General features: G+C 67.7%; 15 protein-coding genes. 12 read left to right on the plus strand and 3 right to left on the minus strand.

The genetic code is table 11. The annotated features are described in order from the left end of the window. The first annotated feature begins 33 nt into the window (after positions 1-33). Positions 34-1,275 carry an amino acid deaminase gene (locus ACT7B3_RS00495; RefSeq protein WP_445156506.1) on the plus strand — a complete coding sequence of 414 codons (1,242 nt, stop codon included), beginning with the start codon at positions 34-36 and terminating at the stop codon, positions 1,273-1,275. A gap of 112 nt (positions 1,276-1,387) precedes the next feature. Further along, on the plus strand, positions 1,388-1,732 hold the full coding sequence (locus tag ACT7B3_RS00500) for a hypothetical protein (protein ID WP_445156507.1): 345 nt from the start codon (positions 1,388-1,390) through the stop codon (positions 1,730-1,732). A gap of 66 nt (positions 1,733-1,798) precedes the next feature. On the opposite strand, the gene serA is transcribed toward ACT7B3_RS00500, so the two are convergent. Further along, on the minus strand, positions 1,799-3,049 hold the full coding sequence (gene serA, locus ACT7B3_RS00505) for a phosphoglycerate dehydrogenase (RefSeq protein ID WP_444678791.1): 1,251 nt from the start codon (positions 3,047-3,049) through the stop codon (positions 1,799-1,801). 253 nt (positions 3,050-3,302) lie between these two features. Between serA and xseB the strand changes: the two genes are divergently transcribed. The 3 genes from xseB to dxs are packed head-to-tail and all read left to right on the plus strand — an operon-like array spanning position 3,303 to position 6,422. Further along, complete coding sequence (gene xseB / locus ACT7B3_RS00510) at positions 3,303-3,599, plus strand: exodeoxyribonuclease VII small subunit (protein WP_444678790.1); 297 nt, start codon at positions 3,303-3,305, stop codon at positions 3,597-3,599. Beyond that, positions 3,589-4,473 (plus strand): (2E,6E)-farnesyl diphosphate synthase, encoded by an 885-nt coding sequence (gene ispA / locus ACT7B3_RS00515; protein ID WP_445156508.1) that lies wholly within the window; start codon positions 3,589-3,591, stop codon positions 4,471-4,473. Before xseB ends, ispA begins: the two co-directional genes overlap by 11 nt. Before the next feature lie 35 nt (positions 4,474-4,508). Continuing rightward, complete coding sequence (dxs, locus tag ACT7B3_RS00520; RefSeq protein WP_445156509.1) at positions 4,509-6,422, plus strand: 1-deoxy-D-xylulose-5-phosphate synthase; 1,914 nt, start codon at positions 4,509-4,511, stop codon at positions 6,420-6,422. Positions 6,423-7,051: 629 nt separating this feature from the next. Here the strand turns inward: dxs and ribA are convergent. Beyond that, positions 7,052-7,687 (minus strand): GTP cyclohydrolase II, encoded by a 636-nt coding sequence (gene ribA, locus ACT7B3_RS00525; protein ID WP_445156510.1) that lies wholly within the window; start codon positions 7,685-7,687, stop codon positions 7,052-7,054. A gap of 166 nt (positions 7,688-7,853) precedes the next feature. Here ribA and hemE point away from each other — a divergent pair, with 166 nt between their 5' ends. Further along, positions 7,854-8,936 carry a uroporphyrinogen decarboxylase gene (gene hemE / locus ACT7B3_RS00530; RefSeq protein WP_444679412.1) on the plus strand — a complete coding sequence of 361 codons (1,083 nt, stop codon included), beginning with the start codon at positions 7,854-7,856 and terminating at the stop codon, positions 8,934-8,936. Beyond that, positions 8,929-9,315, plus strand: a complete 387-nt coding sequence (locus ACT7B3_RS00535; RefSeq protein WP_444678788.1) for a VanZ family protein — start codon at positions 8,929-8,931, stop codon at positions 9,313-9,315. Before hemE ends, ACT7B3_RS00535 begins: the two co-directional genes overlap by 8 nt. A 63-nt stretch (positions 9,316-9,378) precedes the next feature. On the opposite strand, the gene ACT7B3_RS00540 is transcribed toward ACT7B3_RS00535, so the two are convergent. Then, positions 9,379-9,909: a peptidylprolyl isomerase gene (locus ACT7B3_RS00540; RefSeq protein WP_445158818.1), complete on the minus strand. Its 531-nt coding sequence runs from the start codon at positions 9,907-9,909 to the stop codon at positions 9,379-9,381. 350 nt (positions 9,910-10,259) lie between these two features. Between ACT7B3_RS00540 and ACT7B3_RS00545 the strand changes: the two genes are divergently transcribed. Genes ACT7B3_RS00545 through ACT7B3_RS00565 form a run of 5 tightly spaced genes read left to right on the plus strand, consistent with a single transcriptional unit; the run spans position 10,260 to position 15,010 of the window. Further along, complete coding sequence (locus ACT7B3_RS00545; RefSeq protein ID WP_445156511.1) at positions 10,260-12,260, plus strand: heme lyase CcmF/NrfE family subunit; 2,001 nt, start codon at positions 10,260-10,262, stop codon at positions 12,258-12,260. Then, positions 12,260-12,823, plus strand: coding sequence for a DsbE family thiol:disulfide interchange protein (locus ACT7B3_RS00550; RefSeq protein WP_445156512.1), 564 nt, complete (start codon positions 12,260-12,262; stop codon positions 12,821-12,823). The genes ACT7B3_RS00545 and ACT7B3_RS00550 overlap by 1 nt, the downstream gene beginning before the upstream one ends. Next, complete coding sequence (locus ACT7B3_RS00555; protein ID WP_444678786.1) at positions 12,820-13,305, plus strand: cytochrome c-type biogenesis protein; 486 nt, start codon at positions 12,820-12,822, stop codon at positions 13,303-13,305. Before ACT7B3_RS00550 ends, ACT7B3_RS00555 begins: the two co-directional genes overlap by 4 nt. Positions 13,306-13,318: 13 nt before the next feature. After that, positions 13,319-14,209: a c-type cytochrome biogenesis protein CcmI gene (gene ccmI, locus ACT7B3_RS00560; RefSeq protein ID WP_445156513.1), complete on the plus strand. Its 891-nt coding sequence runs from the start codon at positions 13,319-13,321 to the stop codon at positions 14,207-14,209. A 33-nt stretch (positions 14,210-14,242) separates the two neighbouring features. Further along, positions 14,243-15,010, plus strand: a complete 768-nt coding sequence (locus ACT7B3_RS00565; protein ID WP_444678783.1) for a Crp/Fnr family transcriptional regulator — start codon at positions 14,243-14,245, stop codon at positions 15,008-15,010. The last annotated feature ends 187 nt before the right edge of the window (positions 15,011-15,197 follow it).

The raw sequence follows: 15,197 nt of genomic DNA on the forward strand, positions 1-15,197 counted from the left end.
AGCCTGGCGCCGATCCTGCCCAGAGAGCGACGCATGTACGAGAGATTCCCTGAACCAAGCGACCACGAGGCCCTGCACAAGGGAATGCCGCAGACTGGCCGCCAGCTGCTGGCCGATGTCAGTCTGCCGGCGGCGGTGATCCACGAGCCCGCCCTGGCCCACAACCTGGCCTGGATGCAGGCGTTTTGCGAGGCCCAGGGGGCGCGCCTGGCGCCACACGGCAAGACCACCCTGTGCCCCGAGCTGTTCCGCCGCCAGCTCGACGCCGGGGCCTGGGGCATCACCCTGGCTACGGCGCCCCAGTGCCGCGCCGCCTTCCAGCATGGCGTGCGCCGGCTGCTGATGGCCAACCAGCTGGTCGGCCAGGCCAACATGGCCATCGCCGCCGAACTGATCGAGGCCGGCGCCGACTTCTACTGCGTGGTCGACAGCGTCGAGAACGTCGACCAGCTGGCCCGCTATTTCTCCGCTCGCGGCCTGCGCCTTCAGGTGCTGATCGAGCTCGGCATGCCGGGCGGTCGCTGCGGCTGCCGCGACACCGACGAGGTGATGGCCCTTGCCGAGCGCATCGACAGCGAGCAGGCGCTGGTGCTGGCGGGGCTGGAAGGCTACGAGGGCGTGGTGCACGGCGACGACCCCGAGCGCTCGGTGCGCGCCTACGCCTGGCAGCTGGTCGAGGTCGCCCAGGGGCTGGAGCGCGACGCGCTGTTCGAACATCCCGCGCCGCTGCTCACTGCATCCGGCTCGGCCTGGTACGACCTGATCGCCGGGGTGTTCCGTGAGGCGCGCCTGGGCCAGCAGTTCGTACCGGTGCTGCGCCCCGGCTGCTACGTGGTGCACGACCACGGCATCTACCGCCAGGCGCAGCGGGAAGTACTCGCCCGTCAGCCGGCGTTGCAGCGCGGCCTCAAGCCGGCGCTCGAGGTGTTCGCCCAGGTGCTCTCGCTGCCCGAGCCGGGGCTTGCCATCGTCGGCATGGGCAAGCGCGACATCGCCCACGACCAGCTGCCGGAGCCGCTGCGGCGCTACCGTGAAGGCGACGAGCGCGCCCGCCCGCTGTCGGTAGAAGGCTGGCGTGTGACCAAGCTGATGGACCAGCACGCCTTCGTGCGCCTGCCCGCGGGCGATGAGGCCATGGGCGGCGGCCGGGTGCGGGTGGGCGACATCGTCGCCTTCGGCGCCTCCCACCCCTGCCTCACCTTCGATAAGTGGCGGCGGCTCTGCCTGGTCGATGCGCGGCTCGAGGTCATGGAGGTGATGCACACCTGCTTCTAGGCCGGGTGTGCGGGTGCGCCTCGCCGGCGTTATTAACCTGAGTTACGTGAGCCAGTGAAACGAATCTGATAGTGTCCGTGAGGGCGGTTACCCGGTGTACAGCGGAGGATGGATGAACGACGAGTTGAGTGAGTTCGAACGCAGCGTCAGGCGTGAGATCGACGCCTTCATGAAGCCTGGCAAGGCCGCGACGCCGCTGCCGACGGCGCCGGCCGGTACCGGCAAGCGCGAGGCGCCGGTCAAGGCGCGCGGTCCCGGCGAGACCTCCGCCGACGCCTACCGCACGGGCCATCTGGTCCGGCTTGCGGTGAGGACCCGCAAGCTCGAGACCGACACCGTCTTCGAGCACCGCTCGACCAGCATATCCAAGCTCGAGGCGCAGCTCGAGGCCGAGAAGGCGGCCAAGAAGGCCGGCTATCCGATCATCGGGCATGTGATCGACATCAAGAGCCTCTGAGTCCGGGGGCCGAAAATAGGAACGCCGCGCTTAAGGAGCGCGGCGTTCGTCGGCGTCAGAAGACGCTTACTCCTCGAAATTGGTCTCGGAGTAGAGCACTCGTACGCGCAGGGTGTGCTCGACCTTGCGCAGCGCCTCGAGCGCCTGGGCGCCGTAGGCCTTGTCCACGTCGATGACCACGTAGCCGACCTTGTCGTTGGTCTGCAGGTACTGGCCGGAGATGTTGATGTTGCTCTCCGAGAGCACCCGGTTGATCTCCGACAGCACGCCCGGCACGTTGTCGTGGATGTGCAGCACGCGATGCTTGTCGGGGTGCGCCGGCAGCGCCACCTCGGGGAAGTTCACCGCCGTCACGGTGGTGCCGTTGTCGGAGTAGGTGATCAGCTTCTCGGACACCTCGATGCCGATGTTCTCCTGGGCCTCCAGGGTGGAACCGCCGACGTGGGGCGTGAGGATGACGTTGGGGATGCCGCGCAGCGGGCTGACGAACTCCTCGTCGTTGCCCTTGGGCTCCACCGGGAAAACGTCGATGGCGGCGCCGTAGAGGCGGCCGGCCTGGAGCGCCTCGGCCAGCGCCTCGATCACTACCACGCTACCGCGCGAGGCGTTGATCAGGATGCCGCTGGACTTCATCAGCGCCAGCTGCTCCTTGCCGATCATCCACTTGGTGGAAGGCAGCTCCGGCACGTGCAGGCTGACCACGTCGGCACGCGCCAGCAGTTCCTCGAGGCTGGCCACTTGGCTGGCATTGCCCATGCCGAGCTTGGTTACCACGTCGTAGAAGATGACGTTGAAGCCGAGCGACTCGGCCAGCACCGAGAGCTGCGCGCCGATATTGCCGTAGCCGACGATGCCCAGCGTCTTGCCGCGCGCCTCATGGGAGTTCTTGGCGCTCTTCATCCAGCCGCCCTGGTGGGCGCGGGCGTTCTTCTCGGGGATGCCGCGCAGCAGCATGATCGCCTCGGCCAGCACCAGTTCCGCCACCGAGCGGGTGTTGGAGTAGGGGGCGTTGAACACCGGGATGCCGCGGCTGAGCGCCGCCTTGAGGTCGACCTGGTTGGTGCCGATACAGAAGCAGCCTACGGCGTTGAGTTTCTCGGCGGCGGCGAACACCCGCTCGGTGAGCTGGGTGCGGGAGCGAATGCCGATGAAGTGCGCGTCGCGGATCGTCTCGATCAGCGACGCCTCGTCGAGCGAGGTGGGCAGGTGCTCGATGTTGGTGTAACCGGCATTCAGAAAATTGTCCACCGCGCTCTGGTGGACGCCCTCGAGCAGCAGGATCTTGATCTTGCTCTTGTCCAGGGACGTTTTGGCCATGGTCGAATCAACCCCTTGTGGTACGCCGCAGGCTGTCATTGGGAAACGGGCCTCGCTCGGCGCCGATTCCTTCCCCTATCCCGGCGGGAACAGGGCGCATAGGGTACCACAGCCGCCGCCCACGAAGATGAAATTGCTGCGCCGCGAAGATGAGCGCGATGCACGTTGCTCACCGCCGGGGCAGACGCCCCGCCAGGCAGAGCGTGTATACTGTGCCTCCCATTCATTCACGAGCGCGATGAGCTGAGGTCGGATGGTAAAGCGTGACAAGCAAGCGTTGGCGGCATCCCCAGCCGGGGAGGAGACTGAGGGCGATTTTGCCGCCACCGTCGAGCGGCTGGAGCGGCTGGTGGAGCAGCTGGAGTCCGGCGAGCTGACGCTGGAAGGCTCGCTCGATGCCTTCGAGCAGGGCGTGCGGCTGACGCGCCAGGCCCAGCGTCGCCTGGACGAAGCCGAGCTACGCGTGCGTACGCTGGTCGAGCGCACCGACGGCCAGGGCGATTTCGCGCCTTTCGCACCACCCACAGCGGAGGGTGACAGTGAGCAGTGACGCCTATGCGGCCGGACTGGCCGCCGATCGTGCGCGCGTCGACGCCTTCCTGGCGCGGCTGTTCGATGCCTCGCAGGCGCCCGTGCCCCGGCTCGAGGCGGCCATGCGCCATGCCCTGCTGGTCGGCGGCAAGCGGTTGCGCCCGGTGCTGGTCTACCTCGCCGGGCGTGCCCTGGGTGCTCGCGCCGAAGCGCTCGATGCCCCGGCGGCGGCCATCGAGCTGATCCACGCCTACTCGCTGGTGCACGACGACCTGCCGGCCATGGACGACGACGACCTGCGCCGCGGCCAGCCCACCGTGCACCGCGCCTATGACGAAGCCACCGCGATCCTCGCCGGTGATGCGCTGCAGACGCTCGCCTTCGAGGTGCTGGCACGTGCCTCGCACCCGCGCCTGCCGGCCCTGATGCTGACCCTGGCCCAGGCGGCCGGGCGCGAGGGCATGGTGGGGGGCCAGGCGCTGGACCTGGCCGCCGTCGGCGGCCATCCGGACGTCGAGGCCCTGGCCAACATGCATGCCCACAAGACCGGCGCGCTGATTCGCGCGGCCGTGCGCTTGGGGGCGTTGACGGCCGTGGAGGAGCACGACCCCCGCGTCGCGGCGCTGGACACCTATGCCCGGGCGCTGGGCCTGGCCTTCCAGATCCATGACGACGTGCTCGACGTGATCGGCGACACCCATACCCTTGGCAAGGCCTCCGGCGCCGACGCCGCCCGCGACAAGCCTACCTACCCCGCGCTGCTGGGACTGGATGGTGCGATGGCGCGGGCCCACGAGCTGACCGACGAAGCGCTGGCGGCGCTGGCGCCGCTGGGAGAGGCGGGGTCGCCGCTGGCCGCGCTGGCCCGCTACATGATCGAGCGTGACCACTAGCCACATGGCACACAGCCTGGACGACCGAATCGCACATGAAGCTTTATGACGAAATCCCCGGCCAACGCCCGGTGACGCCGCTGCTCGATACGCTCGATACCCCGGCAGCGCTGCGCGCCATGACCACCGCCCAGCTGCGGCAGGTGGCCGATGAACTGCGCGCCTACCTGCTCTACAGCGTGGGGCGCAGCGGCGGTCATTTCGGCGCCGGCCTGGGCGTGGTGGAACTCACCGTGGCGCTGCACCATGCGCTGGAAACCCCGCATGACCGGCTGGTGTGGGACGTGGGCCACCAGGCCTACCCGCACAAGATCCTCACCGGGCGGCGCGAGACCATGCCCACCATTCGCCAGTATGGCGGCCTGGCCGCCTTCCCGCGCCGCGCCGAATCGGCCTACGACACCTTCGGCGTGGGGCACTCCAGCACCTCGATCTCCGCCGCGCTGGGCATGGCCCTGGCCGCCGCCGCCCGCGGCGAGAAACGCCGTGTGTGCGCGGTGATCGGCGACGGCGCGCTGACCGCCGGCATGGCCTTCGAAGCGCTGGCCCATGCCGGTCACCTGGATGCCAACCTGCTGGTGGTGCTCAACGACAACGAGATGTCGATCTCCGAGAACGTCGGCGGCATTGCCAGCTACCTGGCCAGCATCCTTGCCAGCAAGCCGTACCTCGCCTTCCGCGAGGAGGGCAAGCGGGTGCTGTCGCACCTGCCGGGGGCGCTGGAGCTGGCGCGGCGTACCGAAGAGCACATGAAGGGCATGGTCAGCCCGGCCACGCTGTTCGAGGAGATGGGCTTCAACTACATCGGGCCCCTTGACGGTCACGACCTGCCGGGCCTGATCCAGACCCTGCGCAACATCCGCGACCTGGACGGCCCGCAGTTCCTGCACGTGAAGACCCGCAAGGGGCGCGGCTTTCTGCCCGCCGAGGCCGATCCCATCGGCTACCATGCCATCACCAAGCTGGAAAAGAATGGCGATGCGCCCAGCCGCGCACCGGCGGTGGCGGCAAGCAAGAAACCCAAGTACTGCAACGTCTTCGGCGAGTGGCTGTGCGACATGGCGGCGGTGGACCAGCGCCTGCTCGGCATCACCCCGGCGATGCGCGAGGGCTCCGACCTGATCCGTTTCTCCAAGGCGTATCCCGAGCGCTACTACGACGTCGCCATCGCCGAGCAGCATGCGGTGACGCTGGCCGCCGGGATGGCCTGCGAAGGCATGAAGCCGGTGGTGGCGATCTACTCCACCTTCCTGCAGCGCGGCTACGACCAGCTGATCCACGACGTGGCGGTGCAGGACCTCGATGTCACCTTCGCCATCGACCGCGCCGGCCTGGTGGGCGAGGACGGCCCCACTCACCACGGCAGCATGGACCTCTCCTTCCTGCGCTGCGTCCCCGGCATGGTGATCCTGGCGCCGGCCGACGAGGCCGAATGCCGCGCCATGCTCAGCGCCGCCTACCACCACCCCGGCCCCGCCGCGGTGCGCTATCCGCGCGGCAGTGGCCCCGGTGTGGCGATACCCGCGCACCTCGAGCCGCTGGCAATCGGCCAGGCCGAGCGGCGCCGCAAGAGCGGCGCCGAGCCCGGCAAGCGGGTGGCGCTGCTCGCGTTCGGCAGCCTCAACGGCCCGGCTGGTGCCGTTGCCGAAGCGCTCGACGCCACCCATCTCAACATGCGCTCGGTGAAACCGCTGGATCGCGAGGCGATCCTGGCCGCGGCGGCTGAGCACGACCTGCTGGTCACCCTGGAGGAGAACGTGGTGGCTGGAGGCGCCGGCAGCGGCGTAGGCGAGCTGCTGACCAGCGAGGGCGTGCAGGCGGCACTGCTTCACCTGGGCCTGCCCGACACCTTCGTCGAGCACGGCAAGCCGGCCGAACTGCTGACCGAGTGTGGTCTCGATGCTGCCGGTATCGAAGCGGCGATTCGCGCCAGGCTGGCGTTGGCATAGTGCCCCATCGTTGGGCAAGGCTGTCTGCCAGCAAGGGTGAGGGTGCCCACCGGAAATCACTGCTGAGCAAAGAAAAGCCCCGGCATGTGCCGGGGCAGGTGCGATGAGACGCGATATTCTGGCGAACCTAGAGCCGAACTCACACTAGCCCTACCCACAGTGAACGCAACACACAAGCATCTCTCGCAAGAGAATAGCTCACCCGGGCGGCGGCAAAGCAGCGAACTGCCGTCATTCGGGAGGATAATCCGCGCCTTTGCGTCCTCACCGCAACCGTCGTCCTCGGCGCAAGGCCTCTTGGCTGCCTGGGCCTATGCAGTGAAGTACAAGCCTGGACAAACGCCGTGACGCAAAAAAGCCCGGCCGCTGGGGCCGGGCTTTTCATCGACGCTTCCGTATCTCACCAACCTTGAGCATCCTGCTCAAGCTTCCTTGGGTTGCAGCGTTCCTTCGCTCGGTCTTCCTTGCTGGGCTCTCCGTTGCCCGATGAATGTATGGTGCCACGTCGGGCCGGCGCGTGAATTAACCTAGGTTAGAAAGTCGTGTAAGAGATCTACCACACAAGAGGTATGCCATTGCCCGCCCGGCGTGAGTGCAGGGCGACCGGGGCCGCCCTGGCGGGGTCTGGCTCAGGGCTTGCGTTCAATGTCCACGTCGCCGGCCTGGGTGAAATCGCCCAGGGCCATCATGTGGCCAAGCTTGCCGGCCTTGGTCGAGAGGTAATGCTCGTTGTGCGGATTGAGGCCGGTGGTGAGCGGCACCCGCTCGGCCACGGTGACGCCGGCGCGGGTCAGGGCGTCGACCTTGCGCGGGTTGTTGGTCATCAGGCGCAGGCTGCGCACTCCCAGGTGGTCGAGCATCGGCACGCACAGATCGTAGCGGCGCAGGTCGGCGCCGAAGCCGAGCTGCTCGTTGGCTTCCACCGTGTCGGCGCCCTGATCCTGCAGGTGATAGGCGCGGATCTTGTTGAGCAGGCCGATGCCGCGCCCTTCCTGGCGCAGGTAGAGCAGCACGCCGCGCCCTTCGTCGGCGATGCGCTTGAGCGCTTCCTGCAGCTGATAGCCGCAGTCGCAGCGCATGGAGAACAGTGCATCGCCGGTCAGGCACTCCGAATGCACCCGGCCGAGCACCGGCTCAGCGCTGGCTACGTCGCCGAGCGTGAGGGCGATGTGATCCTTCCCGGTGGCTTCGTCCTCGAAGCCATGCATGGTGAAGGTGGCCCAGGGGGTGGGCAGACGAGAGGCGGCGATAAATCGAATGGTCACGGGGTACCTCGGTAAAGACCACGGCGATGCCGAAGGGAATCCGACATTCTAGCAGGATCCCCGGCCTGGCTCACGGTCGAAGGGTGGCGTGACCTTGGCCTCGGTCAAGCCTCGCGGAAAATGATGCGCTACAATGTGGCGACATTTCCTGGGGATGACCGCCTGCATGGATCTCAAGAACGATCGTTTTCTGCGTGCCCTGATGCGTCAACCGGTGGATCGCACCCCGGTGTGGATGATGCGCCAGGCTGGCCGCTATCTGCCGGAGTATCGCGCCACGCGCGCCGAGGCCGGCGACTTCATGGACCTATGCCGCAACCACGACCTCGCCTGCGAGGTCACGCTGCAGCCGCTCGAGCGCTATCCGCTGGATGCCGCCATCCTGTTCTCCGATATCCTCACCATCCCCGATGCCATGGGGCTGGGGCTCTACTTCGAGACCGGCGAGGGGCCCAAGTTCAAGAAGCCGGTGCGTACCGCTGCCGACGTGGCGGCGCTCTCGGTGCCTGACGCCGAGCGCGACCTGGACTACGTGATGCGGGCGGTGTCGACCATTCGCCGCGAGCTCAACGGTCGGGTGCCGCTGATCGGTTTCTCCGGCAGCCCCTGGACGCTGGCTACCTACATGGTCGAGGGCAGTTCGAGCAAGGACTTCCGCCATGTGAAGACCATGCTCTACGACACGCCCAGCGTGATGCACGACCTGCTCGACACCCTGGCCAGCGCGGTCACCGACTACCTGAACGCCCAGATCCGTGCCGGCGCCCAGGCGGTGCAGATCTTCGACACCTGGGGCGGCACGCTCTCCACCCCGGCCTACCTGGAGTTCTCGCTGCGCTACATGGAGCAGATCGTTGCCGGCCTGATCCGCGAGCACGACGGCAGGCGCGTGCCGGTGATCCTGTTCACCAAGAACGGTGGCCAGTGGCTCGAGGACATCGCTCTGGCCGGGCCGGATGCGCTGGGCATCGACTGGACCACCGAGCTCTCCGACGCGCGCGCGCGGGTGGGCCACAAGGTGGCGCTGCAGGGCAACCTCGACCCCAACGTGCTGTTTGCCCGTCCGGCGGCCATTCGTGCCGAAGTGGGCCGGATCCTCGACAGCTACGGCAATGGCCCGGGCCATGTGTTCAACCTGGGCCACGGCATCAGCCAGTTCACCGATCCCGACAACGTCACCGCCTTCATGGAGGCGCTTCACGAGCTGAGCCCGCGCTATCACCGTGCCATCCAGCACCACAATGCCTGACATTGGCTGGCTCCAGCGCTGGCACGACCGGCACCGCCTGTGGGCGGTGCTGGCCGTTCTGGCTGCCGTATTCATTGCGGTGGGAAGCCTGACCCCGGGCAGCGAGATGCCCAACAACCTGCCCTGGGACAAGTTCAACCACTTCGTCGGCTATGCCGGCCTGGCGGGCCTGGTCGGCCTGGCTGGGTTGCCTTTGCGGCGCACCTTCATCGCCGTGGTGCTGTTCAGCATCTTCATCGAATACCTGCAGATCCCGGTGCCGGACCGCCACGGCGGCGACTGGGCCGATATCCTGGCCAATAGCCTGGGGGCGGCAACCGCCGTGCTGGTGCTGTACCTGGTGCGCCGCTTCCTGCTGCCGCGAACGCGACGAGGCTGATGCCCCGCGCCGAGACGACGAGGCCCCGCCATGACTGGCGGGGCCTCGCTGCGTGTGGGCGTGTCACTTCAGCTCGGCGCGCTCGATGACCACGGGCTCGCGGGGCACGTCCTGGAACGGGCCGCGGTTGCCGGTAGGCACTCGCTTGATGGCGTCGACGACATCCATGCCGTCCACCACGCGGCCGAACACTGCGTAGCCCCAGGCCTGGCCCGAATGGGTGCCCTGATGGTCGAGGAACGCGTTGTCGGACACGTTGATGAAGAACTGGGCGGTGGCCGAGTGGGGATCGCCGGTGCGTGCCATGGCCAGGGTGCCACGCTCGTTCTTCAGCCGGTTGTCGGCCTCGTTGGTGATCGGCGCGCGGGTCGGCTTCTGGCGGAAGTCCTCGTCGAAGCCGCCGCCCTGAATCATGAAGTTGTCGATCACGCGGTGGAAGATCGTGCCGTCGTAGTGGCCTTCCTGCACGTAGGTCAGGAAGTTGTTGACGCTCTCGGGGGCCTGCTCCTGGAACAGCTCGATGGCGATGACGCCGTGGCTGGTGTGCAGCAGCACGTCGGCCTGGTCGGTGTCGGCCGTGGCGGTGAGCGGCAGGCTGCCGGCGACGAGCAGCGTCAGTAGGGTTCGCTTCAGCACGGAGAGCTCCTGTTGTGCACGGGACGAGGCTTCTAGCTTACGTCCAGACGCTGCCGCTGTCAGTCGTAAACGCCCTTCACCGGGGCGTGGCGGGGCTTGGCGCTTTTTTGTTTGACATGGGTCACAACCCCCCGGTGAAAAGAAGTACTGAGTATGGCTTTTATAGCGCATTCGCCGGACCATGCAGACATGTCGGCTGAGGCAGCTTCTCCCTACCCTCCAACGTAGCCAAGCACCTCGGTCATGAACGACTCGCGACCGGCGCCTGGTACTTGATCCGCGCCGGGGAAGGCAGGAGGTGGCAGCCCATGGTGGCGGAACTCGGTAACTTTGCGCTGATCCTGGCGCTATGCCTGGCGCTGGCACAGAGCGTCTTGCCCCTGGTGGGGGCGCAGCAGGGCAACCTTCGCCTGATGCGAACGGCACGTTTCCTGGCCACCGGGCAGTGCGTCTTTCTGGCGCTCTCGCTGGCGGCCCTGACCTGGGCCTTCGTGGTCAGCGACTTCACCGTTCGCTACGTGGCCAGTCACTCCAGCCTCGGTCAGCCGATGATCTACAAGGTCACCGCGGTGTGGGGCGGGCACGAGGGCTCGCTGCTGCTGTGGGTCTTCACCCTGGGAGCGTGGGGCGCCGCTGTGGCCTATTTCAGCCAGTCGCTGCCGCGCGAGATGCTGGCCCGGGTGCTGGCCGTGCTGGGCATGGTCGGCGTGGGATTCATTGCCTTCACCGTGTTCACCTCCAACCCCTTCGAGCGCATCGTGCCGGGCCCCGTGGATGGCCGCGGCATGAACCCGCTGCTGCAGGACCCGGGCATGATCCTGCATCCGCCGCTGCTCTACATGGGCTACGTGGGCACCGCGGTGGTCTTCGCCTTCGCCATGGCGGCATTGCTCGGCGGGCGGCTCGACGCCGCCTGGGCGCGCTGGTCGCGCCCCTGGACCACGGTGGCCTGGGTGTTCCTCACGCTGGGCATCGCGGTGGGCTCCTGGTGGGCCTACTACGAGCTGGGCTGGGGTGGCTGGTGGTTCTGGGACCCGGTCGAAAACGCCTCCTTCCTTCCCTGGCTCACTGCCACCGCGCTGATGCACTCCCTGGCGGTGAGCGAGAAGCGCGGCGGCTTCAAGGTATGGACCCTGATGCTGGCGATCATCACCTTCGCCCTGACCGTGCTTGGCGCCTTCATCGTGCGCTCGGGGGTCATCACCTCGGTGCACGCCTTCGCCACCGACCCGGAGCGCGGCGTATTCATTCTCGGCATGCTCACCCTCACCCTTCTCGGCTCGCTGACCGTCTACGCCTGGCGCGCGCCGCGGGTTGGGCTCGGCGGCGCCTTTGCCTGGTATTCGCGCGAGTCGCTGCTGCTGGCCAATAACGTGCTGCTGGCGGTGGCCTGCACCGCGGTGTTCATCGGCACCCTCTATCCGCTGGCGCTGGATGCCTTCGGCCTGGGCAAGATCTCGGTGGGCCCGCCCTACTTCGACGCGGTGTTCGCCCCGCTGATGCTGCCGCTGCTGCTGCTGATCGGCCTCGGGCCGTCGGTGATGTGGAAGCAGGCCAACCCCGCGCAGACCTTCCGCCAGCTGCGCTGGGTGCTGGCGGTTAGCGTCGTGGCCGGCGGGCTGTGGCCGCTGACCCTGGGCGCCTGGCGACCCATGACCGCGCTGTCGCTGATGCTGGCGGCCTGGATCATCCTCACCGCGCTGCTGGACATGCACAAGCGCATGGGCTCGGCGCGCCAACCTCTGGCCGCGCGGCTGCGTAAGGTCATGCGGCCGAGCTTCCTCGGCATGCACCTGGCCCATGTGGGGCTGGCGCTGATCGTGGTGGCCATCGCCATGGTCAACACCTACGAGGTCGAGCGCGACGTGCGCATGGAGCCGGGCCAGACCGCCTCCGCGGCCGGCTTCGACTTCACCCTGCTGCGCATGGAAACCGTCCAGGGCCCCAACTGGGAGGCCGACCAGGCGGTGGTCGAGGTCACCCGCGACGGCCGGCCGGTGGCCCTGCTGACGCCGCAGCGCCGCTATTACGAGACCCATGCTCATATGCCCATGAACCAGGCCTCGCTGCACCGCGCCGCGACCCGCGACGTCTATGTCTCGCTGGGCGAACGGCTGGTGGGCGATGCCTGGAGCTTCCGCCTCTACTACAAGCCCTACATGTTCTGGATGTGGACGGGTGCCATCCTGCTGGCCCTGGGCGGGCTGCTGGCGGCCGCCGACAAGCGCTATCGCCTGGCCGACCGGCGCGCCACCCGCACCCAGCCTGAGCCCGGCCGCATGGCCGGCCCCGCGCCGGAGGCCGTGTGATGAAACTGCGCCTGCTGCTTCCCCTCGCCGCCACGGTGGCGCTGCTCGGGCTGCTGTTCATTGGGCTTGGCATGAACTCCCGCGACCTGCCGTCGCCGCTGGTGGGCAAACCGGCGCCGGCCTTCGCTCTCGAAGCGCTGGAAGACGCCGAGCGCCTGATCACCGAACAGGACTTCATCGGCGAGGTATCGCTGGTCAACGTCTGGGCCACCTGGTGCAGCACCTGCCGCTCCGAGAAGCCGCTGCTGATGGAGCTGGCTGCCGGCGGCATTCCCATTCACGCCTTCAACTACCGCGACGAGCGCGACGCGGCGCTGCGCTATCTCGGCGTCAGCGGCAACCCCTACCGCACCATTGCCTATGACCCGCGCGGCGATGCTGGCATCGACTGGGGCGTCTATGCCACCCCGGAAACCTACGTGCTGGATGCCGACGGGGTGATTCGCTACAAGCGCATCGGTCCGCTCAGCCGTCAGCTATTGCTCGATGAAGTGCTGCCGCTGGTGGAAAAGCTGCGTGCCGAGCAGCGGCAGCGCGAGGAGAAGAGGATGGCCCAGTCATGACACCTATCCCAGTGAGACGCGCTGGCCTGCTGTTCGCGCTACTGCTGATGCTGCTGCCGGCGGGGCTGGCCATGGCGGTGGCCATCGGCCAGCCGCTCGAATTCGCCAGCGACGCCCAGAAGCGCCAGTACGACACCCTGGTGAGAGAGCTGCGCTGCACGGTGTGCCAGAGCGAGACCATCCACGAGTCCAACGCCGAGCTGGCCGCCGACATGCGCCGCCGCGTCTACGACATGACCCTCGCTGGCCACAGCGCCGACGCCATCGTCGACTTCATGGTCCAGCGCTATGGCGACTACGTGCGCTACCGGCCGCCGCTGCAGGCCAATACCTACCTGCTGTGGGCCAGCCCCTTCCTGCTGCTGCTGGTAGGCGGCCTGGCCTGGTGGCGCATCGTCATCGGCCGGCGCGGCATGGCCCAGCGCCCCGAATTCACCGCCCAGGAGCGCGCCATGCTGGAGCGGCTCCGCCAAGACGGCTGACCTGGAGGTCGTGATGAACGGACTGTTTCTCCTTGCCGCGCTGCTGCTGTGCCTGGCCGCGCTTGGCTTCGTGCTCTACCCGCTGCTGCGCGAGCCGCAGCGCGACGAGGGTGAATCGCGCCGCGAGGTCAACCTGCGGGTGCACCGTGACCGCGTGCGCGAGCTGTCTCAGGATCTGGCCACGGGCACCTTGACCCAGGCCCAGTACGAGATCGCCCTGGCCGACCTCGAACGCGAGCTGCTCGACAGCGGCGCCATCGCCCCCGATCAGCCGCGCCTCGAGAGCACCGGCGCCAGGCGTGTCGCCGGCGCCGCCGCCTTCGTCAGCCTGGCCGTGCTGCCGTTCATGGCGCTGGGGATCTACCTCTCGGTGGGGCATGCCAAGGAGGTCTTCGCCACCCAGCTGCCGCCGGGCGACATGGCGGCGGCCGCCCAGCCGCCGGCAGCCACCGAGGCCCAGCTCCAGCGGGAGTTCGAGCGCCTCTCGCAGCAGCTGCAGGGGCGCCTGGCGCAGCAGCCCGACGATCTCGACAGCTGGGTGCTGCTGGGTCGCACGCTGGTCTTCCTCGATGACCTGGAAGCTGCCGAGCGGGCTTACCAGGAGGCCATGCTGCATGGCGGTGACCGCGACCCCGACCTGCTGACCCGCTACGCCGATGTCATGGCCGAGCGCCTCGGCACCCTGGTCGGCGAGCCCCAGATGCTGATCGAGCAGGCGCTGGCCATCGATCCCGAGCATGTCCAGGGGCTGTGGCTGGCCGGGTCACTGGCCTATGCCCAGGCCGACTTCGCCGGCGCCCGAGCGCACTGGGAGCGCCTGCTGCTCCAGCTGCCGCAAGATTCTCCCGAAGCCGATGTGATCCGCAACAACCTGCTGCAGGTGGGCGTGGATCGTGACGGATGACCCTATATATGACCTGAAGGTGAGGAGGCGGATATGAAATCGCCGTTGAGTCGTGAAGCCCTGCAGGCCGTTCGACAGGTCCCCCTGTTTGCCGGGCTGGAAGACGACACCCTGGCGCTACTGACCAGCGGGGCGCTGGAGCGCAGCTATCGACGCGGCACCCTGCTGTTCTCCGAGGGCGAGCCGGCGGATCGCTTCTACGTGGTGCTGGGCGGTTGGATCAAGCTGTTCCGCGAGAGCCCCGACGGCAACGAATGCATGGTGGGGCTGTTCACCCGCGGCGAATCCTTCGCCGAGGCCGCCATGTTCGACCGGCTGGGGTTTCCGGTGAACGCGGCGGTGGCAGAAGACGCCCGGCTGCTGATCTTCACCGCCGACCACTTCCTCACCACGCTGGAACAGAATCACGGCCTGGCGCTCAACCTGCTGGCCAACCTCTCCGGCATGCTGCGCTACCTGGTCTGCCAGCTCGATCAGCTGATCAATCAGCCCACCTATCAGCGTCTGGCCGCTTTTATCGTCTCGCTGTGCCCCTGCGACGCCGACCAGGCCCTGGTCTGCCTGCCCTGCGACAAGCTGCTGATCGCCGGACGCCTGGGCATGAAGCCGGAGAGCTTTTCGCGGGCCATGGCACGCCTCAAGGAGGTGGGTGTCAGCTGCGAGCGCAACTGCGTTCAGGTCGACGACGTTTCGGCGCTGCGGCGCTTCGCCAATGCCGGCGGCGACCCCGGGCCGCTGCCTACCCCGCTCAACGGCATGGCCAGCCCCGCCGGGGTCGGGATGTTCAGCCCCTGCCGGTAAGGCCGTCGCTGCCTCTCCGCGCCTCCATATCCGCCCGGCCCCAGGCCGGGCCGAGCGCTTCTAAATGCTATCTACGCTCCGCCAACTTTTCTCGAACCCTCTTGTGACATAAGTCAACTCCAGAATACTTCTATTGACAGTGGTCAAGTGAGAGCCGCGGCAAAGGTGCTCTACTAGCCCCAGGTGG

The sequence above is a fragment of the Halomonas sp. E14 genome, from assembly GCF_052568415.1.

Bases quoted from the DNA above. Each gene is read 5' to 3' on its own strand.
- ACT7B3_RS00495 (WP_445156506.1), top strand. From the start codon at position 34: ATGTACGAGAGATTCCCTGAACCAAGCGACCACGAGGCCCTGCACAAG.
- ACT7B3_RS00500 (WP_445156507.1), top strand. From the start codon at position 1,388: ATGAACGACGAGTTGAGTGAGTTCGAACGCAGCGTCAGGCGTGAGATC.
- serA (WP_444678791.1), bottom strand. From the start codon at position 3,049: ATGGCCAAAACGTCCCTGGACAAGAGCAAGATCAAGATCCTGCTGCTC.
- xseB (WP_444678790.1), top strand. From the start codon at position 3,303: ATGGTAAAGCGTGACAAGCAAGCGTTGGCGGCATCCCCAGCCGGGGAG.
- dxs (WP_445156509.1), top strand. From the start codon at position 4,509: ATGAAGCTTTATGACGAAATCCCCGGCCAACGCCCGGTGACGCCGCTG.
- hemE (WP_444679412.1), top strand. From the start codon at position 7,854: ATGGATCTCAAGAACGATCGTTTTCTGCGTGCCCTGATGCGTCAACCG.
- ACT7B3_RS00535 (WP_444678788.1), top strand. From the start codon at position 8,929: ATGCCTGACATTGGCTGGCTCCAGCGCTGGCACGACCGGCACCGCCTG.
- ACT7B3_RS00545 (WP_445156511.1), top strand. From the start codon at position 10,260: ATGGTGGCGGAACTCGGTAACTTTGCGCTGATCCTGGCGCTATGCCTG.
- ACT7B3_RS00550 (WP_445156512.1), top strand. From the start codon at position 12,260: ATGAAACTGCGCCTGCTGCTTCCCCTCGCCGCCACGGTGGCGCTGCTC.
- ACT7B3_RS00555 (WP_444678786.1), top strand. From the start codon at position 12,820: ATGACACCTATCCCAGTGAGACGCGCTGGCCTGCTGTTCGCGCTACTG.
- ccmI (WP_445156513.1), top strand. From the start codon at position 13,319: ATGAACGGACTGTTTCTCCTTGCCGCGCTGCTGCTGTGCCTGGCCGCG.
- ACT7B3_RS00565 (WP_444678783.1), top strand. From the start codon at position 14,243: ATGAAATCGCCGTTGAGTCGTGAAGCCCTGCAGGCCGTTCGACAGGTC.